Source organism: Legionella steelei, assembly GCF_001468005.1.
Classification (GTDB): Bacteria; Pseudomonadota; Gammaproteobacteria; order Legionellales; family Legionellaceae; genus Legionella; species Legionella steelei.
Map to the genome: position 1 here is coordinate 37,167 of NZ_LNYY01000019.1, position 23,868 is coordinate 61,034.

Here is a 23,868-nt window from a genome sequence, read left to right on the forward strand (position 1 = left end):
CATGCTAATGACTCTTTTTTGACATTTCATGAATTTCAGCGATATAACCGCCTGGAAATTTAACCATTGCTGAGGTACGGTTGTCTGTAGCAAAAGGTGCAATAAGAATTTCTACACCTGCAGCTTGGGCCTTAGCCAGCGTTTCTTTCAAATTGCCCACCTCATAACCAGTCATTTCTCGTCCATATGGCCAGGGTAGATGTCCATTAGTCACCATAACCAACATTTTGCCAAAACCAGATTCAATCATAATGCGTCGATAAGCGCTTGCGGGTTGACCTATTTCTACTCCTGGAGCTTTAGGATTATCCTCAATAACTTTCACCTTTGAGAATTGGGTAAAGCTATCAATGAACTCTTTGGCACGGTCAGGAGAAACATAGACTCTATTTTCTGGAATTGTCGTTAATGGATCATAATTAGGTGGGGTAAAATGCCAATAGATTTGCATGTTGACTCCACCAGGCCATTGGATAATTGCATCACGACCGATAGGGTCCTTAAAGGGGCTGACAATAATGTCTGCGCCTAGAGCGCGGGCATCAGCAAGGGCTTTATCAAAATCGTTCACGAGATAACCTGTACGCTCAAGCCCAAAGGGATAGGGGATAGGTGTTTTAAAACCAAATACAGAAATAGTCCCTGCGGGTGTTAAAGCAAGCTGTGACATGGTTTGACTAGGTGTTGGCGTGACTTGAAAAACGCCCTGTTTCGAGGTCTTGCCACCAAACGTAGCAGTGAAACTGGAGACAAAACGATCGAAGTCTTCTGGAGCAACATAGACATGTGTTGTGTCATATTGAGGTCCAACCGCATAACCTGCATTTTGAGCAATACCGATTGACCAATAGGTCAACATTAAAAAAATGAAAACTCCATGTTTCATGCGTAGCATTTGCGCTCCTTGCAATAGTTGATGAGAGTCCGCCCCTCGTTGTGTAGAAAATTATAATCCTAATTAAATATTTTGTCGTTGATGAACTATATTTTAAGGAATCTAATTTTATCAACTCAATATTGTACAAGGACGAACATGATGGATAAGAAAATAGAGTTATTGACCCCTAAGAACTGCGCTTTATTAATGATTGATTATCAACCACAAATGGCTTTTGGTGTCGTAAGTATTGATAGACAAGCATTAAAAAATAATGCAGTGGCCCTTGCTAAGTCTGCAAAATTATTCCACGTTCCTACAATTCTCACTTCAGTAGAAACAGAAAGTTTTAGTGGGTTCATATGGCCGGAGTTACTTGATGTCTTCCCCAAAAACGACATTATTGAACGAACCAGTATGAATTCCTGGGATTCTGAACAAGTCAGACAGCAGATTAAAAACACCGGGAAGAAAAAACTTATTCTTGCTGGTCTATGGACGGAAGTCTGCATCAATATGTGTGCGTTTTCTGCCATGCAAGATGACTATGAGCTTTACGTTGTTGAAGATGCATGTGGGGGAACAAGCGTGACAGCACATCAATCATCAATGAATCGCATGCAACAAGCGGGTGTTGTTCCCGTATGCTGGCAACAAGTACTGCTTGAATGGCAACGTGATTGGGCAAGAAGAGAAACCTATGATGGGGTGATGAACATTGTCAAAGAACACAGCGGCGCTTACGGTATGGGGGTTGATTATGCGTATACGTTGGTTCATAAGCAACCATCTCGAAGTGAATGGAATGGAAAAACGGTTAAATAATCGAGGAGTAATGCGCTCAGCTATTTTTTCATGAGCATTTTGCTAAGCGTCAGCGTCATAAGGAGGTTTCACTATGGACGTTATATACTACAATGGCAATTTTAAGGGTTCTGATATTCATGAAAAAATAACTGCTGTTGCCATTAAAGACAGTCGATTCGTTCAATTTGGCTCTGATGCTGACATCATGAAGTTAAAAACCGCGCAAACCAGACTGATTGATTTGCAAAAAAAAACCGTGATTCCAGGATTAAATGACTCCCACATACACCTCATTCGCGGTGGGTTAAATTTTAATATGGAACTGCGATGGGATGGGGTGCATAGTCTTCATGATGCGCTATTGATGCTAAAAGAGCAGGCAGAGCGTACCCCTGCACCACAATGGGTTAGGGTAGTAGGGGGGTGGACTGAGTTTCAATTCAAAGAACGAAGAATGCCAACCTTGGATGAAATTAATACGGCGTCAAAAGATACTCCGGTTTTTGTTTTGCATCTCTACGATCGTGCGTTGTTGAACAAAGCAGCATTGCATGCCATAGGCTACGATAAAGAGACCAAAGAGCTTCCTGGGACTTTAATTCAGCGTGATAAACAAGGAAACCCAACAGGGATGCTCATCGCGCATCCTAATGCAATTATCCTTTATTCTGCTCTAGCACAAGGTCCCAAGTTAAGTCGCGAGGATCAAATTAATTCTACGTTACATTTTATGCGGGAATTAAACCGTCTTGGCATTACCAGTGTGATCGATGCAGGCGGTGGTTTTCAAAACTTCCCAGAAGACTATGAAGTGATCAGTGAACTTGCCAATGAAAATAAACTCACGCTGCGGATTGCTTATAACTTATTTACACAAAAGCCAGGTCATGAACTAGAAGATTTTACCCATTGGACACAAACCTCAACCTACCACCAAGGTAATGAGTACTATAGACACAATGGCGCGGGGGAAATGCTGGTATTCTCCGCTGCGGATTTTGAGGATTTTTTACAGCCACGTCCCGATTTACCCTCCGTAATGGAAGATCAATTAAAACCTGTAGTGCGTGTTTTAGCAGAAAATAAATGGCCTTTTAGGCTGCATGCAACGTATGATGAGTCTATTGCCAGAGCATTGAATGTTTATGAAGAAGTTCACGCAGAAACGCCTATTGATAAACTGCATTGGTTCTTTGACCATGCAGAAACAATTTCTGAGCGCTCCATAGAACGAGTACAAAAGCTAGGGGGCGGGATTGCTATTCAAAACCGAATGGCATTTCAAGGCGAGTATTTCAGTGAGCGCTATGGCAAAGAAAAAACCTTATATACGCCACCCATTAAAAAAATTCTTGAGGCAGGAATTCCCATAGGCATGGGCACTGATGCAACGCGAGTTTCCAGTTATAACCCGTGGTTATGTCTTTATTGGCTTACTACAGGAAAAACTGTAGGCGGACAATTGCTTTATAATGAAGACAACATCCTTTCCAGAGAAAAAGCATTAGCGCTTTATACTCAAGGAAGCGCTTGGTTTTCTAATGAGGCAGAGACAAAGGGTTCTTTTTTACCCAATCAACTCGCTGATTTTGCGGTGTTGTCTCAGGACTTTTTCCAAATACCTGATGAGGAAATTAAAAATATTTATTCCATGATGACGGTAGTTGGTGGGCAAATTGTGCATGCTTGTGAACAATTTAAGCAATATAACCCACCGCTCCCACCGGTGAGCCCCTCTTGGTCACCGGTTAAATATTATGGTGGATATCAGCAACGGAAAGTGCCGTCGACCACTATGCAATCCCTCCATCATTATCACCACCACCATCATCACTGTAAAAATAACTCAGGTTTATGGGGCGGGTGTTTTTGTTGGGCATTTTAAAGAGTAAGTAGGTAACGAGAATGATTCCCTCAACCTTGCCCAATTCAAGTATCGTGTTTTTACTGTATTGTGAGTTACAACGCAGCTCTCAAATCTGACTTTTCTCTATGACTATGAGTCAGCAGGGTAGGCTGGGCTGCTAAGCCCAGCATGTAACACCATGCTGAAATATGTCTTTCTTAGAAACATCATAGATAAGATACGCTTCATAATGGAGGGCCTGAAAGGACTCAGCTAATGCTGGGCTTAGCAGCCCAGCCTACCCGGCTATCTATGCATCTTTTGGGCTGATGGTGACTGTCATCCCCTCAAAATTAAGTACACTTTGTTCTTGAGTCAGGTCCAAGCCATAAGGACTCTCTTCCTCCTTGCTTACCGCGTCACTCATCGCTGTCGCCGCAGCCGCAAAAAAGCGCACGCTTTGGGTCGCAGACAGCGGCGGATTGAGCAAGGTCTCTAAATGCAAATGGCCAAAGTTTAAGAGATGCGCATCCTAGGCACCCTTTAAGGCAAACATCTTGAAATAAACGACGCTTAACTCCTGCAAATAATTGTTCGTTTGTCTGAGCTTTCATTACCGGAATGAAACCATCCAACAGTTCATTCTTAAATACTCTCGATCGCTCATTAGCGATTTAGTATTTATGGGGACGGTCCGGGACGGACCCCTGTAAAAAAGAAACAAATTGCCATTTATTACTTGAGAACTGGGTTTATCTAATATCTATATCAGATAAACCATTGTAAATAAGCTTTCGTGGTTTAGCTACCGCCAAAGCAGGCATCTAAGGTGACTGCATCGCTTGCGGGAAGCCAGTGGCCGTAGGCTTCGCCATGCCAACGACTGCTTTCTTTTAGTTTCGCTTGCACAATGTGTTGTGTAAGCCCCATACGGTTAACCCACTCACCGCAGCGCTTTTTAACTTGTCTTCGAATTTGGCCGCGCATAAACGAGTAACGACAAGGATTGTAGGCTTCATTTAAGTTATCTGAAATGTAGGGTTTTAGTAGATTTTCTTTAGTGACGTGCTTGGAAAACTCCCATATGCCATCATGCAAAACCAGGATCGGCGGCAGCGTACGCGCCCCAATTTTTACACTATGTGCAAGATTCATATAAAATTTCCATCCTGCATAGTTTCCTGCCAGATCACCATTGGAATAAACCCCATTAATTAAGGTGCCTAAATAAGTTTGTTCGAGAAACTGACCATATAAAACGATCGCGGCATGGGCTTGTTCTGCAGTTTTTCCATGATCTAGGTAATACGTATAAATTTTGTAGTAGGTATGTCCCATCATGAAAAAATGACCTAGTTTGTCCGTACCAAAATAATAACCATACATATTAATTGTTGGTGCAAGTCCGATTACAAACAGGGGTGATTGTGAGAAAACCATCCAATAAACAGTTTTCCAAGGTAAGGTTTCTTTATGGAACACAGGTCTGGATTCTTTGGGTAAGCGACGTAACCAGCGCGGAAAGCCAGGACCAGTATATTTATAGACTAAGTCAGCAAGATAGACATCTTTACGTCGTGATGCCAATTGTGATGCAGCAAGCCGGCTGTGCTGCGCTCTTGGTACAAGCATTTGGATTTCTGCATTGGTTTGTGCGACCGCTTTTTCGAGTACTTCATAAAGTCTGTAGCTCGCAATTGGCCCGATGTCTTGTAGTTCGCCGGGGGGGAGGGTGAATTGATCCGTTTCTTCTGCTTGAGATTGCTGTATTCCGAAAATACTAAGTAATGTAATTAAAAAGAAAATCCGTGTAAAAAACATAATTCCTTTCTCATTTCTAAGTCCAATACGACATTAAAATACAAAATATTTCTCTCTGTCTAGAAAAATCGTTTAAGAAACATGATGCAATGGTTTTGTCCCCTTAAGCTCTCAGTCCTTAATATAGTGTGGCATTTTTGCTAAACTAAGAATGTTTATTCAAAGGATTAAGGCATGTTGAAAAAGCTAAAAAGTGTTTCTTATCACACCTCGCCAGCCACTTTATTCGTGTTTGCGTGTATTTTTACATTCACGCTTATTTATGCGGTTAAAACAAATTTTCTGATAATTGATGCAGATATATTCTGGCATACTGCCAGTGGTCGCTGGATTGTTGAACATGGTCAGCTGCCAGCAAATGATCCTTTTTTATCTATTGCCGCCTCAGTAACCAATGATCGCACTTGGGTTTGTCATTTTTGGCTCACCGATGTTTTATTTTTTTACACTCAATCTTATTTTAATTGGATAGGTATTACGGTATTGACCTGCTTTTGTTTTGCCTTAGCTATGATGATTTTAATGCGTTATTTAGAACGCTATCTCAGGACTTCCGCGGCCTTACTTTTAACCCTTTTTAGTATGGGAATCCTCATAACGCATTTAATTGCCCGACCGCATATTATTATTTTGCCATTGTTGGTCATCTGGGTGGGGGAATGTGTCAAAGCACGTGATGAACAGAGGGCTCCTCCTTTTTGGCTCTTGGTGATTTATTTTTTTTGGATTAATTTGCATGGGATTGAGGGGATTCCTGGATTTGTCATTGCAATGGCTTTTGCTTTTGAGGCATTTATTGATGCAAAAAGCACAAAGCAACAACTCAAGGTTATAAAAACATGGGGGCTATTCTTAATATTAGCGTTACTCGTTTCTCTATTTTTATCCCCAGTAGGTGTTGCGACCTGGCAGTACTTTATTGCATTTTTTAAGTTCTCCCACATGCAATTTATTGCCGAATTTAATCCACCTGTGCTTGCTAATTTATTCATACTGGAAATTTGGTTGGCAGTGATTTTATTTATTGCTTTATCGAAGAAACTTTATGTGCCACTTTATCGTTTACTCATGCTTTTAGGCATCTTATTTTTAACGATAAATAGTTATTATGTGGTGAATTATTTTGCTATTTTATCAGCATTTTTACTGGCGCCCCCCTTACAGCAAGCCTTTGCACCGCGCTTGGATCCAACACCGAACAAAACGACGCACCCTGCTCTATTTTGGGTCATGATGCTGGCGATAACCTTATATACACTAGCCTTCAGCGGCTGGATGGTGAAACATCATGCGACCTTACCTGACAATTTGTCTACAGCCCCTTATAAAGCCATTAACTTTGCTAAAACCGCACAGCTCACAGGTCCGTTATTTAATGAAGAGGTGTTTAACGGGTATTTGGCACTTGCAGGTTTTCAGCCTTTTATTGACGATAAAGTGGAGCTTTATAATCAAGATTTTGCTAAGGCATATTTCTGTGCTACCACCCATGGCGGTATATTTTTAACTAATTTATTACAGCATTATCAAATAAATTGGGTCATTTTAAGTCCATATACTGCTGCAGCAGTGACTACGTTAGAAACAGATAAAAATTGGAAATTACTCTACGCAGATAAATTAGCAGTAATTTTTCAACGGATAACACCTTACCCTGACTCACCGCCAATGAAGAGTATTGCCAGGTGTAAACTGTCGGATTAGAAAATTTATTGTTCAAGGATTCAATGTGGGGAGCGTTAGATATGGGGAGTAGTTTGAAGGAACAAGAAAATGCACGCGAGTTAAATTATAAACAAAAATTTAATGTTGACGCGGCCAGTGGCTTAATTGTTGGTGTCGCTACTTCAGGGATTTTTAATCCATGGGATCGCGCTTTATATTTATCTGTGAAATACAATCGTCCGTTTCTTACAGCTGCAAACTTTAAATCCCCATATCAAGGATTCTCGCAAGCTCTAGTACAACGCACTTTTCTTGGCGGCATTTACTATGTGGCTCAGGGGCAGCTTAACACGTATCTATTTCCTTACCTCCATAATCAGTTAGGTTTTAGCCAAACACTGTCTCAATTTTATGTAGGTATGGCTGCAGGAAGTATTGGTGGGGCCTTAACTAATAGTATTTCTGCCATTAAATACCACACATGGGGAAAAGAGGGCGCTTCTTTTCGTTCCAGTGCTCATGAGATGTGGACTCAGGGAGGCATTCAAACTTTTGTAAAAGGTACTACAGCGACAATGACACGTGATATGGCCTTTGGCAGTACGTATGAAATGTTACGAAGTCTGATGAGGACTAAGGCCGAAAAAACAGAGAGCAAAAAACTCAGCGCCAATCAATCATTTATTTATAATGCGGGCGCAGCGGCAGTGGCTACTGTTGTATCAAGCCCATTTAATTATGTTCGCAACATGCACTATGCAACGCCGCCAGACCGCAAACCAGCATCAGCGTATGAGGTGTTAACCCATTTATGGAATGAATCAAAAAATCCGGGGCAGTCTTTCGTAAGTCGATTGAGTTTTTTCCAACAAAAACTCAGATTTGGTTGGGGTACTGCAAGAGTTGCAGTTGGAATGGCCGTTGGTCAAAAACTATTTGATTGGACTCGCGACCAGCTGAGCCACGCATCATCAGATGCAACAGAGAATACTTTGAAAAAATAATGGGCTATAACAAATTAAAAGGAGTTAAAGTGATATTTTTTACAATGGCAGGGAAAAAACACACCCTTCAATTTAAGAGGCTCTCTGAGTTCACTGAAGATAAAGATGAGTATATAAAGCTCACGGCATCATGGGCAAAAACCGCATGGGGATATCTGCATCTGGACGATAAAAAATATTATCTAAGGGAGGTTAAGGAAAAACAAAACGAGATTTATGTTGCAACCTTTTATGGACTACCAGTTGCTATGTTTGGTTTATTTGAAAGAAGGCTCGATCCTTTTCGTGAAGAGGATGATAATACGCTTGCTCCCAGCAATACCGAATTAAAAGCCGTTTACTTTGATTATGTTTTTGTGGAAGAGAAGGTAAGAGGTTTAGGTTTTGCACGCCAACTTTTGGATAAAGCAAAAGTTTTGGCGATTGAATTGGGCGCTGATTTAATTTATCTCGAGACTTTGAATCCTAAGCTAAATAATATGTATAAAAAACTCGATGCAAAGGTTATTTGTGAGGGACAATATATTGAAAACCCCACAGACGTATTAAGCATCAACATCAAAAAACCAGACGCCCAGGTTGTTTGTGAAGCGCTTGAGTTTGAACGTCGCCCACGGATGTATTAAATCTCAGATTATCCCCTCCCGATATATTTCATATAGGTGATAGCTCTGCCTCTTTTTTTGAGGTAGAGAAGCATCTGATTGTTGAGAATAGAAGATAAACAATCTCTCAATAAGTTGTTTAAAAAAAACAAATTGCCTTGTTTTGCTATAATATGACTAACTAATTCATATTATTGGAGAGCTAAGATGCGAACTAAACTCACATCAGGGCTAAGTATGTTTGCTCCCCGGTCCTCTTTGCTATCTATGGAACCGTTTTTTAAACTGGATTCAAACATGTGGGGATTCGCATCGCATAGAAAAACGACTTTTGCAAGAGGGCCTTATATGCCCATATCTTTTGGTGGAACTCAATTAACACGAGATAATGCGCTTCCCAAATTAAGCACACTGACAAGAAGTCAATGTTATGCAAGAACAATGGATACTAGTGAGTTTGCGCATAGCGCTCGGCTTGGAAGCTCAACTCAAGTACCTTCCGGATTGTGTGGTGCGTCTCAATTGGTAAAGTATCAGCGGGATGGAAGTGTGGATGCCAGAAGAACAGAAAGTGCTTTTACGGCACACCACAAGCAAACTGGCAAAGAATATCAAGGTGCTGCGTTATCCTTCTCGCATCAATGGTCAATTTATCATGTTTGTTCTATTGTTTCTGGAAAATCAAGCATCGTTTTGGTTGATCCAACAGGGCTTCCTGATGATCATATGCATGTCCAGGGAACTGGGACAGAAGAAGGAGGCGGATATGATCCATCTGGTGACCGTGACACGTATTCTTTTGAGCATGAGGTAACACTACAAGATGTGCCGGCGATACTTATTCCCGGAAGACTTCACCGGCAAGCTACGAAGGTGGTCTATTCGACTAACCCATTTTTTATTGATCTACAAAATAAATCATTACCAGAAGAAGTACGATCCTTAGCGCTCAAAGCAGTTCAAGATTATGCCATAGCCAATGCCATACGCAGAACGGGCAAACCTGTACCAGGACGTCCAGTTGTCACCATAGATGAAGCGATTCAATCTCAAGTACAAGCAATAGATAGAAATTTTGAGGCAATGATTGAGATACTGGGTATGGGCCCCCAAGTGCAGAATATGTATTACACCATGCTTTGTGATTTGCGGGGAAGAGACAGAGTAGCTCCTTCCCATTATACACATATTGAAGTTGAGGAACCAGAACAAGCGCCAACTGAAAGCTCAGTTAAAATAGAAGAGATTACTGATGAGGAAGCAATAAAATTAGAAGGAGAAGAGGTTCAGGACGATGTAACTGCAGCAAAAAGTAAATCACCCTAGTGCAGGGCGATACTTAAAAACGTACAAGTATCAATAGCATATAGTTCAATTTTGATAGTTAATTTGCTAAATTGAGTAAATTTCATTAAAATAGACTTCGCTCATTACTTAGCAAATTTTAATTCAAAAGAGTATATATCTATGATGCTGAAGCTTATGCGACCATTTACAGTGAAAAGCCCTCTTTTTTTTCAGTCTTCATCTTTCTCGAGCCAAGCTGCTACTAACCCAGCATTTCGTGTGCGACTAATGGAAAAAGGTGGCGATAGAATTGGTGTAATCACCTCCAAAGAAAATGATGTTGAAAAATTATCAAAATTAAAAGAAGAGTTGGCTGCGAAAGATTATGAAGTGTACTCAGTAAGACCAGATGAAATTATGGTGGTACAAAGTAAAGCTAAATTCCTAAAAGACATCAATGATTCTGCAAAAGCGATTGAGAATAATGCCTCTAAGTTAACGCCTTAGTGCTTCAACTAAGGGCTTAATAGCGATTGAATTTTGGCTCAAGTTTTCTAATTGTATTGCTCAATATAAATTGATCTTAGAAAGAGCTGCAGGTACTATGCGTTCATTATGCTAAAATGAGAGTCTATTATGTTTTTTAAACACCCGAATCCTGATATTTCACCTCAAGAATTACAGCGAGTCGTTCGAAACTTACAGACACAACGTGAGTTGATCGAACGCCAATTGAAAGATGGCTCTATATCGCAACAGACTGCACAGGATGAAATGAAGCGTCTGTCAACACTTATAAGTGCTTATAACAATAATACACTGTCAGTATTAGACGCCCAGCAACCCAATTACACACCACAGTAACCGCACTGTATCTCAGATGTAGCCTGATTGCTTGCAACCAGGCTACATTTTGTTCCATTTTGTTGTCGCGCGTGTTGGCATTAAACGTACGATCAATCGATTACACACTATAGTAAGATCAGTTCAATAGACCCTATAATACAAGAAGATGGCTTTAATATTGAGGGACATATGCCCAAGGCAGGGATGGATCATTTTGTACTGAATGTAGCAAATATTGATAGGATACTGGCATTTTATGAGAATGTTTTGGGATTGCATCCCGAACGAGTAGAGGAATTTCGTGCTGGCAAAATATCGTTTCCATCAGTCCGTATTAACGCGGATACGATCATTGATCTTTTTCCCAAAGAAATATCGACACACCAGGATGATGAACAGTCGAATCATTTAAATCATTTTTGTCTTTCCTTTGATAAAAATGAATGGGATAAGGTATATCAAAGAATTAAATCTCATAATATCTCAATTGAAGAAGGTCCAGTAGAACGTTGGGGTGCGCATGGACAAGGCATTTCGATTTATATTTTAGACCCAGAACATAATAAAATTGAACTACGCTATTACCCATAGCAAGGGGCCTGACTTGCTAAATTGTAGCCTGGTTGCAGCCAAGCGGAACCCGGGGGAGTGAAGCCTGATTTTTTATCTGTAACCCGGGTTACGGTTTTTACCTCATCCAGACTACTTTCGCTTTTACTCATTTTAATTACCCCAATAGTGCATTGATATAGGTTAATTATGGAAGAACGTTTGGTTTGTTTTTTGATCTTATTGTATAATAAAGTTCTAATTCATAAACACCGTGATCAATACGGTATTAAAAATTTTAAATTACGAGCAGAATAAGAAGACACCTTATGGAAAAAATTACCTGGCTAAATGAGTGAGTTTATTAATGCGATTATTTCCTAAAAAAGAACAAAGTAAAGCCCTAGTGAGATTTGTCTTTTTAGCCGGACTATTTGGCATAGCCATCCTGTTTTTTGAGTCTCTATCTTTGCATGATGCCAAAGACAAATCAGATGGTATCTTATTCGCTATTTCAATATATGTTTTTTTACTCGCCTTTTTTGCAGGAAAGCCCGTTGAGCGTTTACGATCCTTGTGTACTATTTTGTTTGGCTTAGTCTTAATGTGTTTTTCTATTTTCTTTCAGGTCTTTTATTTCAGAAGTATTTCGATGACGCATATGCTCTTTACGTTTATCTGTCTTGGATGTATGTGGGGTTTGGGACGTACTTTGTCCGTCATTGTTACATGCTTTTGATGCAACACGATTAAGCTCTTAGTTCTTTAGCAGGCGTACGTTGGGATAAGGGAATATGTGTACATAAGTTGAACATTATTGTATAATAATGCTAATAGCTTTTTATCGATGTATTATGATTACGCGTAAACTTGCCCACTATATGTATGCAGAAGCCTCTCTCACTACAGGCCTGGATAATATTTTAGATACTACCCTGGCAAATATCTATGTCAAAGATAAAAAAGGATGCTATTTAGACTGTAATCATAACATGTTACATGTTAACAAGATGCAAGATATGAAGGGAAAAATGGATTATGACTTGTTATGGAAAGAACAAGCTCCTCTCCTTATGAAAAATGATGCAGAGATAATACAACAGAATAAAGCGAAAACGTTTCTTGAGACAGTTCAGCTGGATGGTTCGATTCAGCATTATCTTAGTCGTAAGGCACCGTTATACACTCGACAAGGAAAAATCATTGGTGTCGTTGGAATATCCTTTTTGATTGATGGGGATACCCCTTTGTTTTCGACAATGCATGAGACGGCTCTAGTTGCTAAGCCTAACGCGAATGTTCACTTTAATCCATCCCTCTTACCTGAGCAAAATGCCAATGGTCAACTGACAACGAAACAAGTTAAATGCTTGTACTATTTGGTTAAAGGGATGACAATAAAGCAAATTGGTCAAAAATTAAATTTATCCCCCAGAACAGTTGAAGACCATCTTAATGCAGCTAAAAATAAACTTAACTGTTATAACCGGGCGGAGTTAATTGCAGCAGCATTGCAACTGCCGATTATTAGAAATCAATTGTAATAAGGCTCACTCTTGATTGTGGACAAAGATTTGATTCTGCCTCAATGAGTTGGCGCCGTAACTCGGGTTTCGCTACAGGCTACAGTTGTTCATATAGCTGAGTGGCTGCAAAATGTGCTCGAGAGATTTAAATCGACCAACTGAGTTGGGTTGCCTCATACTTTGGAAGTGGGTCTCTAACTCTTCCTTCTTTTATGTATACCTTTTTCTGCTCATCTGTCCTGAAAAATAAAATATTATCATGATAGGGCTTTACTGTTGAGCGATGAGCAATACTAATAATTGTTGTTTTTGGGAGACGTTTTTTAATGAGTTCGTAGACTAGCGCTTCTATATCTTCATCTAAGGACGCTGTCGCTTCGTCTAAAAACACCCAGTCTGGTTTTCTTAATAAGACGCGAGCAAAGGCAATTCGTTGTTGTTCTCCTAGAGATTTAAAGCCAATTTTTTCATCCAATTTATTAGCTAGTGCCCCCAGGTTAACTGCTTTTAGTGCATTAATTAACTCTTCATCCGGATAAGGGCAATATGAGTCGGGATAAGCGAGCACATTCCTTAATGTATCATCAGGAAGAGTTGGTTTCTGAGGTAAAAAATAAATAGATTTCCTGCTGTTAGGAATAAAAATTTCACCCTCACCAGATTGCCAAGTACCTGCTATAGCTTTAAATAGACTGCTTTTTCCTGTTCCTGAAGGGGCTTGAATTAGAGTATGTACACCGGCAGTGAATTTTAAAGTAAGTCCTTTCATAAGTAGTTCATTACTGCTATGGAGTGCAAGATCTAAGTCTCGCACCTCAAGATTTTTACTTTGCTTATCTATAATATGAATAATTTTTTGTGTTGACTCACCGGCATTCTTTTTATTTAAAATGGTTTGCAATTCATTAACGCGATCCAGGCTTGTTCTAAATTTATTAATTGTCTCAAAGGATTGAATAAACCAATTGAGTGAACGTGCCACCATGGAGAAGTAATAACCAACAGAATAAAAAACATCCAAGCTGATGAGATCGGCCATATATAAAGGAATTGAAATCATGAACGGAACAATTGCTTGAACAATACTATTAAACACATTAAACGTTTTGACTTTATTTTCAACGGATAGCCTGTTTATGGTTTTTGCGTTTAAGGAGTCTACTTCATTTTCAAGTCGATTTTTGTAATACGTCTCCGCTTGTTCAATGGCAATTTCTTCAGAGTGTTCCTTAAGTTGGTGTAGTGTCCCTCGCAAATTGGACTGCGCTTTAGTCTCATCGTTGGTCAGTTTATTCAAACGATTGGTTATATAGTAACCAATTAGAGAGGATACACTACCTATCAAGAGGGCGGTGAGAATTAAGTAGCCTGGTCCTAAAAACATGAACGATATGGAGCTTCCAGCTATCCCTAAGAGTACAATGTACATTGTAAGATTAGAAAAATTATCGATAAATCCTAAAGTTAGCTCTAAGGAGGACTCAACAATTTTATCGATATCTTCTTGAATGCGTTGTTCTGGATTATCAAGATCTTTGTAAATTCTGGAAATTTCTAGATAATTCGTTTTGTTTTTTAAGTACTGATTGATTATTTTCTTTGTTAACCACGACCGCCAATCAACATATAACTCATTTTTAAATAGGTTCGCCAAATAAGTCAATCCAGCCATTCCTCCTGCAATCAAAAGACCTGCCCCTATCCCTATTGCAAACAGTGCTAAATCCTTCGCCATAAACGCCGCAAAAATATAGGGAAAGCACCACCATCCCATAACAAAACCCAAAGCAGATACAGCTAAGACACAAAGCACACTTCCATAAAGCAACCAATAGGCTAACTGCTTGTCTTCTGAGTTTTTAAAATAATCAAACAACAATTTGATGCTACGTTTGAAATAAGAGGGTTTGGAAGGCGACTTATTGGGCATAGTGCGTAACTGTTAAATAAAAACGCAATATAACATAGCCTTTATTTTGTTCAATAGGATTGTGATTCACGAGTAGGCCGGGCCTTGACCCGACAATTTACAATAATTTAAGGAAAGAGCTTATCTGTAGGCTGGCCGTTCGCAACCAGGATTTTCAGTGTTCCCAAATTAAACTCCAACTGCAAGCAGCCAGGTCACGCGGTGCCAGGCTTTAGGGAAAAGATGCGCCCTGTGTCTTACCATGTTGGGTCGAAGTGTCATAATTTGTATCCCAAGTATTATGTCTCTTCACGATACCTTGAGCTGTATTTTCAATGTTCGCTTGCAGCATCTCGCACGAAGACATGGGCGGGATTTGTAATAAGGCCTCTTCTATTTCAGCGGCCACCTCCTTACCATTGTTTCCGTGCCCCTCTTCATGTTTGCTCAAATTACTAAGGTAAGTCTCCCACTTTAATTGGGACTCAGCACTTCCGTGCTCTTTGTCTTCCCATTCAGGTAGAATGGTCACAATATTAGCGCTGACCTTTACTTCAGTAAGATAACAAGGATTTTTCGTAGCATTATCATAATGCCATCTATAGTTCCAATTGATATGCCAAGATGTTTTTGCATCGTAATGTTTATCGGTAGAAACAGGTCCTAACTCATTAAGATGGTTGCGCAATTCTTGTTCAGTAGCTCCGCTTACTTTATAGAAAGTCTGGGTCGTATAGATGGCAGGGGTAGCAAAGATTTTGGTAGTAAAAACTGTAAGAGGAAGTAAAACAAAGGCAAGTTTCTTCATTATTTGTTTACCTTATAATCGAATGAGCAACCTTGATAAGCCAAGGTTTAACCTACAAAAAGAGCGAATTAATTGGAGTCAAATTGTTCGCTTAATGTGCAATTATAAATGATTTTCCTTAAAATATTATTAACCAAAATAAACCAATTGAGCGAGAAGTATTTTGCGATACAGTTCTGGAAAGTCAGATAATATTTTAATTTGAAGGGATTTTAACCGCAGCCTGGTGGCTCGCAACCAGGCTACACTTAATAAATCTCATTCTTAGAAACCAACGAAACCTTTCAAAAGAGAAGCTTGTAAGTCGGTAACTTCATAATCTAAATTTTCTATACTATAGAGTGTCTTAGCTGAAATCTGATGCATGTTAAGTGATGGAGTGGAAAGAAATGTTTGGGCTTTTCTAAAATCGTCGTCTTCGACAATTCTAAATTTTAATGTTGGTTCAAGCGCGCATACTTTAGACAATTCTGCTTTAGTGATTGAACCAACTAAAATATGCCAAACTCCCGAACAGTTTGTATACGGTAAATTATCGCCATTCCGATTATAGCCCAACCAAGACTTAAACTTTAAATCATCTCTTCCAAGACGTGTTTTAAATAAACTAAATCCAGGATTGTCTTCATAAGAAATTAAAATATGCATTGATACGCCCAAAAATATTCATTTAAAAATTAATTATATCTGAGAATATTTAATAAAAACATCAGGTTATATAGAAGTCGCTAATAAAATTTTATCAATGAGGGGCGGCCAAATCAATTTAAATGCAATTGATAATCATTCTCATTGACATTTGGTTTTTGTAATGTAATGCTGTCCTTTAGTTACATGTTAAAAATTGAATAAGGATTATTATGTTTGATAAAACTAGCGCAGGCTCACAGTTATACGATATATCATTAAGGTTCTGCATCAAATGTCTAAAAAAATTCTGTCCCCAAACAGAGCAAATAAACTCTGATACGGTGAGGTTTTTTGTGCCCACTCTCGATGCATTATTTAGAAATCATTTCGCTTATATCGAGTTACCTAGAAAAATGGTTGATGTCATTTATCATATTGAAGATCATTCCAGTGTGGACTTGTCAGAAATTGCTAAGGTATTGCATGTTGAGTTAGGGGATTTGCCATCCTATGAACGCGAGGAAGAGATAAAGTCATTTTACTCCTATTCAACGGAGAGTCATTTTCATTTTATTAATTAGCTTAAAGTTTAATTCACTTTAGCGTGCAATATAGCAAGAGACTCTTAACAATCTTTTTTAATCATAGTCTTACTTCTAGATTAGCGTTTATATGGGACTATATTGCTACATTTAAGTAAAGATGAAAATTAACGCCTTTAAGTAAGAAACACCATAGTAAGGTTAAAGACTAAGAAAAAATAAGCGCTTGTGTTTGAGATAGATATACTTTATCTATCTCAAACAAGTCATTTTCTGAAAATGATGACTAAACGTTCAGCTATAGTTCAAACTATAGCTATTTATATAGTGGTAAAAATAGTATGGCTATCACAGATATTAATCACATTACGCTTGCATGCACTGACATTAATCGCTCTTTCTTATTTTACAAGGATATTCTAGGATTTAAGCCGCTCGTAAAATGGGATCAAGGAGCATATTTTCTCATCGGAGATTTTTGGTTCTGTCTCAATGTTGATTTAGCAAGGAAACCACAACCTTGTTACACTCATTATGCATTTAGTGTAAGCATGAAAGATTTTCAATTTATAGCTAAAAAAATTACTGAATCAGGGGCATCTATATTCAAGGACAACATTTCGTCAGGTGAATCACTCTATTTTCTTGATCCAGACGGACATAAACTCGAGATTCATGTGGGTAACTATCAAACCAGGATCACCGCTAAAAAAATCGATATTGGCAATTGGAAGAATGTAGAGTGGTTTGTATGATCAAAATTGATTTTTTAAAAAAGCATCCACACCTCATACCAGAACTTGCGAATATTTGGCATGAAGTTTTAGGTAAAATTTGGATGCCAGAGATTGGGATTGACGAAATTGAATCGTTGTATCACGAAGAACTGCATCGAGATATCCCATTTACTTACATTGCACTATACGGTGAGACTCCTGTAGGCTCATGTACACTGGAATTAAATGGAGGAATTCGCCCTGATTTAGGACCTTGGATTGGTGATTTGGTGGTTGCTCCTAAATTTCAAAAACAGGGGATCGGTAAAATGCTGGTTGATGTTATAGTTGAGAAAGCAAAAAAGTTGGGTTTTGAAAAACTTTATTTGTTTGTTTTTGATCCAACCATACCAGAATATTATGAGCGACTTGGATGGAAAAAAATTGGCATGGATGAATTTAACGCTCATCCAGTAACAGTAATGGCAGTGAGTTTATGAAAAAAAACTCTAAGCATTATGTTCATGGCACATAAAATAATTAACATTTAAGTTAGGTAACAGTTGGTTCGAAAAAAATGGCTCCTCTATATTCCAAAATAGAATTGAGGCACCTAAGTATTCTTTTGCAAAAGAATAGAAATCATAAAAAGTATAAAAATCACCTGTACTGGGATTTTTATAAGTATAATCAGGTTCTTGGATAGCTATAGCCGTTAAGATGTTACCTTTATATTGATGAAAAAAAGGATAGCTATTCTTCATCTGTGAATTTTTATAAGGTACAACATCTGGGCCACCTAAACCAATGTGGTGCTTCCTGGCAAAAGTAAATAAGCTACTCATGTAATGATGATCATTATTCCATTCTCCTGGAAAAAAATTGACATATTGAATCACCTGACTTTTCTTAAACGCTTTTTTTAAATAACGAATATTCTTAATGACTGCGTAAAAATATTTATCAGATGTGAAGTCTTTAGGCATATGGTTAGGATCGAAATCAGCTGATGTTTCTGGTAGGTTGATACCGTAAATTTTTCCATCAAATTGAGATGCTAATTTTCGTATTAATAATTGAAAACGACCTCTTACGGCAGGATCCCATGTTCGTGCAACCCATCCTGTCGTAATAGGTTTGCCTTCGCCTGGAAAATCATACTGCATTTCCACTCCACCATGATATACACTCTCTTGACGAATATAGTCAGGAACATTAACTACGTCTGGAGTAAAGGAGCGGTCTTGTATTTGGATAAAAAGCTTTTTATGTTCTTTATTAAGAAACTTTAAATCTTTCTCAATTTTGGAAAAATCATAAAAGCCTTTTTTAGGTTCTAATTGCTTCCAAGAATAAATTATTTGTAATCCATTGATGCAATTATTTTTGAGCATATGTTCATATGAACTTGCCTCGTCTCCCCCTAAAAACAAAAATAGCTGCGGTAATCTACCTTGCGCTAAAATAGTGCCACTAGACAATGATAAAAGCCAAACAAGTAATATCTTTTTCATTTTCATTAAATTGTACTGCCTTAAATCAAAGTTGTAATATTTTATCCTTCAAAGATACGAGCGAGCAAAGTTTTTATTTTGATGGTGACGTTTGTCAAAGACTCATTAAACCCCAAACATTAGCGAATAAAGCCAAAACACTTGGATTAGCCAATGATTCTCTAGATAAGTAAAATATGCAGCCAATTAACATGTATAATGGCAGCTTTGGGGATAAACCGTTTAAACGGCCATTAAAAGGATGTGCCTGTATTGAAATACGGATAAAACAAATGAGGTAAATATGACAGAAGAAACACAAATAGAATTCATACAAAATAATCAGGAATTAATCCAAAAATTTCTTGAGGAATCCAAACCTCTCGAAGATGAAATAAGTGCTAGTATTCAAGCAACTATCGCCCAATTTTTATTAAACACACGCATTGAATTAAATAAACGTGCAAATGGTCAACAGTGGATTAGCACAGAAGACATTATACAAGCACAAGTAACCGTGTTGAGGCGCTGTATAGTCGATTTGGAGCAGTATTATATAACACTACGAGATGGCGGAACTTTGCAGTGAAGTAGCAATTTTTCTCTCGTTCATTTCATGTTTTTAAATAACGACTTAGCTTAGAAAGCTTGGGTCTATACTATTATTAATGTAAATATTTTTTACTTTTTATCCAAATGCATCATCAAACGTTAGCAATTTTCATCTTTATGGCTTTTTCTACGGTCACTTCAGCACAATGTATCCAAGACCAATATGGAGAAGTAGTGTGTGGGAAGGGAGCTTGCCTTACAGACAGTAATCTCAAGGTGGTTTGTTCACCTTATAAAAATGGCGAATGTGAAAAAGATAGTTATGGGAAAGTTATTTGTGGTCCTGGACAGTGTTTACGAAATCGTGACGGCTCAGTGGTTTGCTCCACCTATCCAGAAGGTGGCTGTGCTAAAGATCAATACGGTGAAGTGGTCTGTGGCGCAGGAGAATGTGTTAAAGACAGAAATGGCATGGTTGTTTGTGGGGGCGAAGGTGAGAGTTGCGAACTGAATTCTTATGGAGAAGTTAAGTGTGGTAAATAGTGTTGTAGCCTGGTTGCCCACAACCAGGATTTTAAAATAATCTTTTTATTCTCGATAAGGTGCGCCTAATTCTGGTCCCATTTCAGGTGCAGGTGCTTCTAAAGTGCGTACATCTGCTGAATGAGCTCGCATTAGGGTATCTACGCTTCCTGTTACAGGCTGTCCATTAAATCGTTTCGGCGCAAACATCGAGGCAGGAATGGGTTCGCTGTAGAGCACTTCTCCTAATGCATTTTCTCTGTGTAGAGTTCTACTTAGAAGTTCCATTTTTCTCGTTGTTGACTCCATTATTTGTATACTACAACAGGCGGCGAGTGCTTTAGGAAGCGCCTTATTGCTTAAAATAGCCATTTTATCTGCTGCTGTTAATTCAGAGCGATTCATTGATAAGAGAATATCGGTACTAATTTCAGCGAGACCTGCAGCGATGGCCATTCTCAGCGGTGTTGTTGCCGTTGTATCTTCTGTGTTTATGGCTCCTTTTTGTAATAGGAGCTGCACTAATTTTCTTTGCTCTAGCGCAGGATTTTCTATTACAAGATGCAAAGCAGTCATTCCATCATTATTTGTTACATTTGGGTTTCCGCCATGTTCAAGGATTAACATGGCTAATGACGTATCTCCTTTTTTGAACGCTTCTAAAAGTGGGGATTTGCCTACATTAGGATCTGCCCCTTCTTTTAATAACAGTTCTACTAGATCTCTACGGCCTGCTCTTACTGCGATCAACAAGGGGGTTTCTTCTGAGTTATCCAGGATATTAGGATTAGCTGGAGCAAATTCAGCATGTAACAATTGGTGTGCAATCGCAAGATGTCCTGATTTAACAGCGAGATGCAAAGGGGTCATGCCGTCAGCGCGTTTTTTATTCACCTCAATGTGCGGATGACTCAGAAGAATTTTTACAGCATGAGGATGGTTTTGCATAGCGGCCACATGCAGCGGTGTATTATGGTCCTTGGGCTCACTCTCATTAGGATCCTGGCCAGAGTTAAGTAGCTGCTCTACAATCACTTTATTTCCTTTGTAAGCTGCTCGATGTAAGGGAGGCATAGAACCATGGGTTGCTAGCGATTCTGATAAACTGGTATGGGTGGTTCTACGTAAAACTAAAGCCGCTGTGTAGTCTTGGCTCGCATTTGTAACCTGCTCAAGCAATTCATCGCTCCATTCTAAGTTTAATCTGACCCCACAATCAGCAAAAATCCTAAGAACAGCCGGCTCGTTAAATGCATCGAATACTTCAAAAAAGCTATGAGAGCCTCGTGATGTGTAATCCGACATAAACGCTTTTATAAAATGATTTACATCATCCTCCAGGGTAGGGCTACTTCGATTAAGCTGCATATATTTTTCTAATCTTGCTACCATACCATATGCATGGCCTGAAATATTACCTGCAAAAGCAGAACGTCTTGCCAAAGGGGAGTAAGGAGCCGAGCTTCCTATTTTATCTGTGGTTTTGTTAATATAATCTTGTTGCGTTATTTCGTCGCCAAAGCTTGGCTGATTTGATACCATAACTCCCCGATTGCGGCTATGGATGGAGGGTGATGATAATGCTGTCGGTGATCCTGCCAGCGATTTGTGATGAAATCCGGGACGATACGTTTTTACGCGGTCACGGAAGAACTCAGATTGAGCAGATAATTCTTTATAGCGATGATGCATTTCTTCACGAGCATAGTGGGGCGGCTGACAGAAATCAATTACAGCACTGACTGCGTCTTTAACAACCTGAGCAGCCTCAGGTGATCCGGGAGTAATCCCGTCTGTCTCAAAACGGACACCGGTGATCGCCAAACAAATGCGGTTAATGCGTTCAAGTTCAACTGCTTGTCCAAGGAAGGTTTGGCCTAATCTTGTTTCAAAAAATCGTCTGGGATAATTTTTAGAGCGATTAACTTCATTTAAGCGTGGAGAGCGAAGTGTGATTGTATCCGCAAGAGCGCCTCCTATTGCCTCTCTGTGATTTACACAAAATTCATTTATTTTTGTTATCGCGTTTTCATAGTCTCTTGCCATATATAAGCGTCGAATGTGATTTAATTCTGCTTTTTGTATGCTACTTGCGCCTGATGGCGAGTCATTATGCAACACGTCTTTTAGTACTCCCAGCGTGAGTAAAATAAATTCTGAATAATCAAGCTCGGCTTGAATGGCTGTTTTATATTTTGTGGGACTGATTTTTCCGGTATGTTTTTGGGCTTCTACTGTTGTAATAATTTTTGCAGTTTCATGATAAGCATAATCAAGCAGTTGGAGTTCGTGTGGGGGCAGTATTTGTGCATAGAGCGTTTTCTTCATGCTCGTACTAATAAAACCATCAGGGACATTTCCAATTGCCCTTTCCAAAAGAAGAATTCTTTTGGCGGGACTTGCCGTCTGGCCATCTGCAGGCTCGACTAGCATTTTAATTAATGTGACTACTGTAGGGTTTAAAAAATATTCAAGCCGACCGCTTTCGGCCACTTGATTTAAACGTTCTTTGTCAATAGCTGCTAGTGTGGGTATCTCAGACAACATATTTCCCAAAATATCTCTGTCATTACTGATAAGAGCGGAAATTAATTTTGCTTTTTTTTCTGTAGGGAGATTGCTTAGATATCTGCTCAATGGGCTGTTAGGCCCATCTTTTAACGCGACATCAATGGAGACTCTCGCAATATTGATTTCAGCTGGCTCTCGACACAGTAATTCATAAATTCGACTTACAGCAGTCGTAGAATCTGTTATTTCATGTGGCCCGGTTGCTAAGGTATTGTTTCTTGTAATGCCATCATAGCGATCTAAGGCATTCTGCAACTCGTGCTTTTTTGCTGGAGTCATCTCGTCAATTAATGTTTTATTAGTCACTAACAAATAATCAAGCCAATCAATCGCAGGTCTTTTTATGCGGTCAGTTGAAGAGGTAGAGTAATGAAGCTGTCCTGCAGCTTGCAAAGGTGTTCTAATGCCAATAGAAGAGCTAAGAGCAGAAAAAAGGTATTGGCAAATATTCTTTTTTATAGGGAGAGGAAGATCATGGTCTGAAATTCCTCTCATTGCTTTTTCAAAGAGAGCCATTGTTTTGTCTTGTGTCAGTGCAGGCGCTCCATCTGCAGGTTGACATATCTTTGCAATCATATTGGCAACCAAGGTATTGGTAAAAGCACCATAATTAGCCACCTCCATGGCACTTTTATGATAGATTATTTGTTTTAATTGCTCTGCTGGGACTTCTGCAAGCCCTGGTGCATTTTTCAATATCAGATAAATATTATCTGCATTATTATTAATCAGTGCTGATAAAAACAATACTTTGTCTGAGTCGGAAAGATTTTTTAAATAGTTACTTAAAGCTCCTGAGGGATTGAACATTTCCTCTAATAGCCTGTCTTGCAAAGCACTTACTTCTGGCGTTACTCTGCAGAGCAAGCTCGAAATGCGCGCTATAGTAGGGCTTAGATCAAGGGGACGAGGAGGCGGATAAGATATGCTGAGTTGAAGCTCATTCGCCCCATTTCTAATTTGCTCAGCGATCCAGGATTCATACTTGGGGATAGACGCTCGAAGGCGGGAATTTAATTGTTCAAATGAATCTAATTCTGCTAAATTTCGTTGTAACTCTGCTGCTTCGCTGGCATTAAGACTGGCTACAATATTTTTCTGAATATGTAAAAGATAACCCAAGTTATATCCAGCTGCTCCCATAAAACCTCCAGGCGGTATTGCTCAGATATGATAAATTATAGACAATGCTTGGTCTTTTTGGTTTTTATTTGCCCCTTGATTGATAAAAAATCACCAAAAGAGCTCAATAGTTAACTCAATGGAGATGAGTACAAAGAGTGATGGATAAG

24 protein-coding genes are annotated in these 23,868 nt (G+C 39.0%); 16 read left to right on the forward strand and 8 right to left on the reverse strand.

All coding sequences use genetic code 11. From position 1 onward, the window contains the following. Positions 1-4: 4 nt before the first annotated feature. On the reverse strand, positions 5-895 hold the full coding sequence (locus Lste_RS04365; RefSeq protein ID WP_157070700.1) for a glyoxalase: 891 nt from the start codon (positions 893-895) through the stop codon (positions 5-7). A 138-nt stretch (positions 896-1,033) separates the two neighbouring features. Here Lste_RS04365 and Lste_RS04370 point away from each other — a divergent pair, with 138 nt between their 5' ends. After that, positions 1,034-1,702 (forward strand): hydrolase, encoded by a 669-nt coding sequence (locus tag Lste_RS04370; protein WP_058509862.1) that lies wholly within the window; start codon positions 1,034-1,036, stop codon positions 1,700-1,702. A 73-nt stretch (positions 1,703-1,775) separates the two neighbouring features. Then, positions 1,776-3,569 carry an amidohydrolase gene (locus Lste_RS04375; protein WP_058509863.1) on the forward strand — a complete coding sequence of 598 codons (1,794 nt, stop codon included), beginning with the start codon at positions 1,776-1,778 and terminating at the stop codon, positions 3,567-3,569. A gap of 762 nt (positions 3,570-4,331) precedes the next feature. On the opposite strand, the gene Lste_RS04385 is transcribed toward Lste_RS04375, so the two are convergent. Continuing rightward, positions 4,332-5,351, reverse strand: a complete 1,020-nt coding sequence (locus Lste_RS04385) for a hypothetical protein (RefSeq protein ID WP_058509865.1) — start codon at positions 5,349-5,351, stop codon at positions 4,332-4,334. 174 nt (positions 5,352-5,525) lie between these two features. On the opposite strand from Lste_RS04385, the gene Lste_RS04390 reads away from it, so the two are divergent. The 7 genes from Lste_RS04390 to Lste_RS04420 all read left to right on the forward strand — a co-directional run bounded on the left by Lste_RS04390 (position 5,526) and on the right by Lste_RS04420 (position 11,349). Then, entirely contained in the window at positions 5,526-7,055 is a 1,530-nt protein-coding gene (locus Lste_RS04390; RefSeq protein ID WP_058509866.1) for a hypothetical protein, read from the forward strand. Between the two features lie 23 nt (positions 7,056-7,078). Further along, positions 7,079-8,020, forward strand: coding sequence for a hypothetical protein (locus Lste_RS04395; protein ID WP_237760422.1), 942 nt, complete (start codon positions 7,079-7,081; stop codon positions 8,018-8,020). Next, the gene (locus tag Lste_RS04400; protein WP_068310891.1) at positions 8,020-8,646 is read left to right on the forward strand and encodes a GNAT family N-acetyltransferase; all 627 of its coding nucleotides are present in this window, start codon (positions 8,020-8,022) and stop codon (positions 8,644-8,646) included. Before Lste_RS04395 ends, Lste_RS04400 begins: the two co-directional genes overlap by 1 nt. 186 nt (positions 8,647-8,832) lie before the next feature. Next, on the forward strand, positions 8,833-9,951 hold the full coding sequence (locus Lste_RS04405) for a hypothetical protein (protein ID WP_058509867.1): 1,119 nt from the start codon (positions 8,833-8,835) through the stop codon (positions 9,949-9,951). A gap of 141 nt (positions 9,952-10,092) precedes the next feature. Beyond that, entirely contained in the window at positions 10,093-10,419 is a 327-nt protein-coding gene (locus Lste_RS04410; RefSeq protein WP_058509868.1) for a hypothetical protein, read from the forward strand. A gap of 129 nt (positions 10,420-10,548) precedes the next feature. Continuing rightward, entirely contained in the window at positions 10,549-10,776 is a 228-nt protein-coding gene (locus tag Lste_RS04415; RefSeq protein ID WP_058509869.1) for a hypothetical protein, read from the forward strand. Between the two features lie 171 nt (positions 10,777-10,947). After that, complete coding sequence (locus Lste_RS04420; protein ID WP_058509870.1) at positions 10,948-11,349, forward strand: VOC family protein; 402 nt, start codon at positions 10,948-10,950, stop codon at positions 11,347-11,349. Here Lste_RS04420 and Lste_RS19090 read toward each other — a convergent pair. Beyond that, positions 11,340-11,480, reverse strand: coding sequence for a hypothetical protein (locus Lste_RS19090; RefSeq protein WP_157070701.1), 141 nt, complete (start codon positions 11,478-11,480; stop codon positions 11,340-11,342). The genes Lste_RS04420 and Lste_RS19090 overlap by 10 nt on opposite strands. Before the next feature lie 194 nt (positions 11,481-11,674). On the opposite strand from Lste_RS19090, the gene Lste_RS04425 reads away from it, so the two are divergent. Both Lste_RS04425 and Lste_RS04430 read left to right on the forward strand, forming a co-directional pair. Next, positions 11,675-12,046, forward strand: a complete 372-nt coding sequence (locus Lste_RS04425) for a hypothetical protein (RefSeq protein WP_058509871.1) — start codon at positions 11,675-11,677, stop codon at positions 12,044-12,046. A gap of 115 nt (positions 12,047-12,161) precedes the next feature. Beyond that, positions 12,162-12,851, forward strand: a complete 690-nt coding sequence (locus tag Lste_RS04430) for a helix-turn-helix transcriptional regulator (RefSeq protein ID WP_058511646.1) — start codon at positions 12,162-12,164, stop codon at positions 12,849-12,851. 127 nt (positions 12,852-12,978) lie between these two features. Here the strand turns inward: Lste_RS04430 and Lste_RS04435 are convergent, their stop codons facing one another. The 3 genes from Lste_RS04435 to Lste_RS04445 form a co-directional block, all read right to left on the reverse strand. Continuing rightward, positions 12,979-14,763 carry an ABC transporter ATP-binding protein/permease gene (locus tag Lste_RS04435; protein ID WP_058509872.1) on the reverse strand — a complete coding sequence of 595 codons (1,785 nt, stop codon included), beginning with the start codon at positions 14,761-14,763 and terminating at the stop codon, positions 12,979-12,981. Positions 14,764-14,974: 211 nt separating this feature from the next. Next, positions 14,975-15,550 carry a DUF922 domain-containing Zn-dependent protease gene (locus Lste_RS04440; RefSeq protein WP_237760423.1) on the reverse strand — a complete coding sequence of 192 codons (576 nt, stop codon included), beginning with the start codon at positions 15,548-15,550 and terminating at the stop codon, positions 14,975-14,977. Between the two features lie 264 nt (positions 15,551-15,814). Next, positions 15,815-16,198 carry a hypothetical protein gene (locus Lste_RS04445; protein ID WP_058509874.1) on the reverse strand — a complete coding sequence of 128 codons (384 nt, stop codon included), beginning with the start codon at positions 16,196-16,198 and terminating at the stop codon, positions 15,815-15,817. A gap of 335 nt (positions 16,199-16,533) precedes the next feature. On the opposite strand from Lste_RS04445, the gene Lste_RS19550 reads away from it, so the two are divergent. The 3 genes from Lste_RS19550 to Lste_RS04460 all read left to right on the forward strand — a co-directional run bounded on the left by Lste_RS19550 (position 16,534) and on the right by Lste_RS04460 (position 17,938). Then, on the forward strand, positions 16,534-16,761 hold the full coding sequence (locus Lste_RS19550; protein ID WP_237760424.1) for a hypothetical protein: 228 nt from the start codon (positions 16,534-16,536) through the stop codon (positions 16,759-16,761). Between the two features lie 302 nt (positions 16,762-17,063). Further along, complete coding sequence (locus tag Lste_RS04455) at positions 17,064-17,477, forward strand: VOC family protein (RefSeq protein ID WP_058509876.1); 414 nt, start codon at positions 17,064-17,066, stop codon at positions 17,475-17,477. Continuing rightward, complete coding sequence (locus Lste_RS04460) at positions 17,474-17,938, forward strand: GNAT family N-acetyltransferase (protein WP_058509877.1); 465 nt, start codon at positions 17,474-17,476, stop codon at positions 17,936-17,938. Before Lste_RS04455 ends, Lste_RS04460 begins: the two co-directional genes overlap by 4 nt. Before the next feature lie 9 nt (positions 17,939-17,947). On the opposite strand, the gene Lste_RS04465 is transcribed toward Lste_RS04460, so the two are convergent. Continuing rightward, the gene (locus Lste_RS04465; RefSeq protein WP_058509878.1) at positions 17,948-18,958 is read right to left on the reverse strand and encodes a hypothetical protein; all 1,011 of its coding nucleotides are present in this window, start codon (positions 18,956-18,958) and stop codon (positions 17,948-17,950) included. A 277-nt stretch (positions 18,959-19,235) separates the two neighbouring features. On the opposite strand from Lste_RS04465, the gene Lste_RS04470 reads away from it, so the two are divergent. Together Lste_RS04470 and Lste_RS04475 are read left to right on the forward strand one after the other, a co-directional pair. Beyond that, a complete protein-coding gene (locus Lste_RS04470) occupies positions 19,236-19,520 on the forward strand; it encodes a hypothetical protein (RefSeq protein WP_058509879.1) in 285 nt (94 codons plus the stop codon). Positions 19,521-19,660: 140 nt separating this feature from the next. Then, complete coding sequence (locus Lste_RS04475) at positions 19,661-20,026, forward strand: hypothetical protein (RefSeq protein ID WP_157070702.1); 366 nt, start codon at positions 19,661-19,663, stop codon at positions 20,024-20,026. 45 nt (positions 20,027-20,071) lie between these two features. Here the strand turns inward: Lste_RS04475 and Lste_RS04480 are convergent, their stop codons facing one another. Next, complete coding sequence (locus Lste_RS04480) at positions 20,072-23,719, reverse strand: ankyrin repeat domain-containing protein (RefSeq protein WP_058509881.1); 3,648 nt, start codon at positions 23,717-23,719, stop codon at positions 20,072-20,074. Positions 23,720-23,868: the final 149 nt, after the last annotated feature.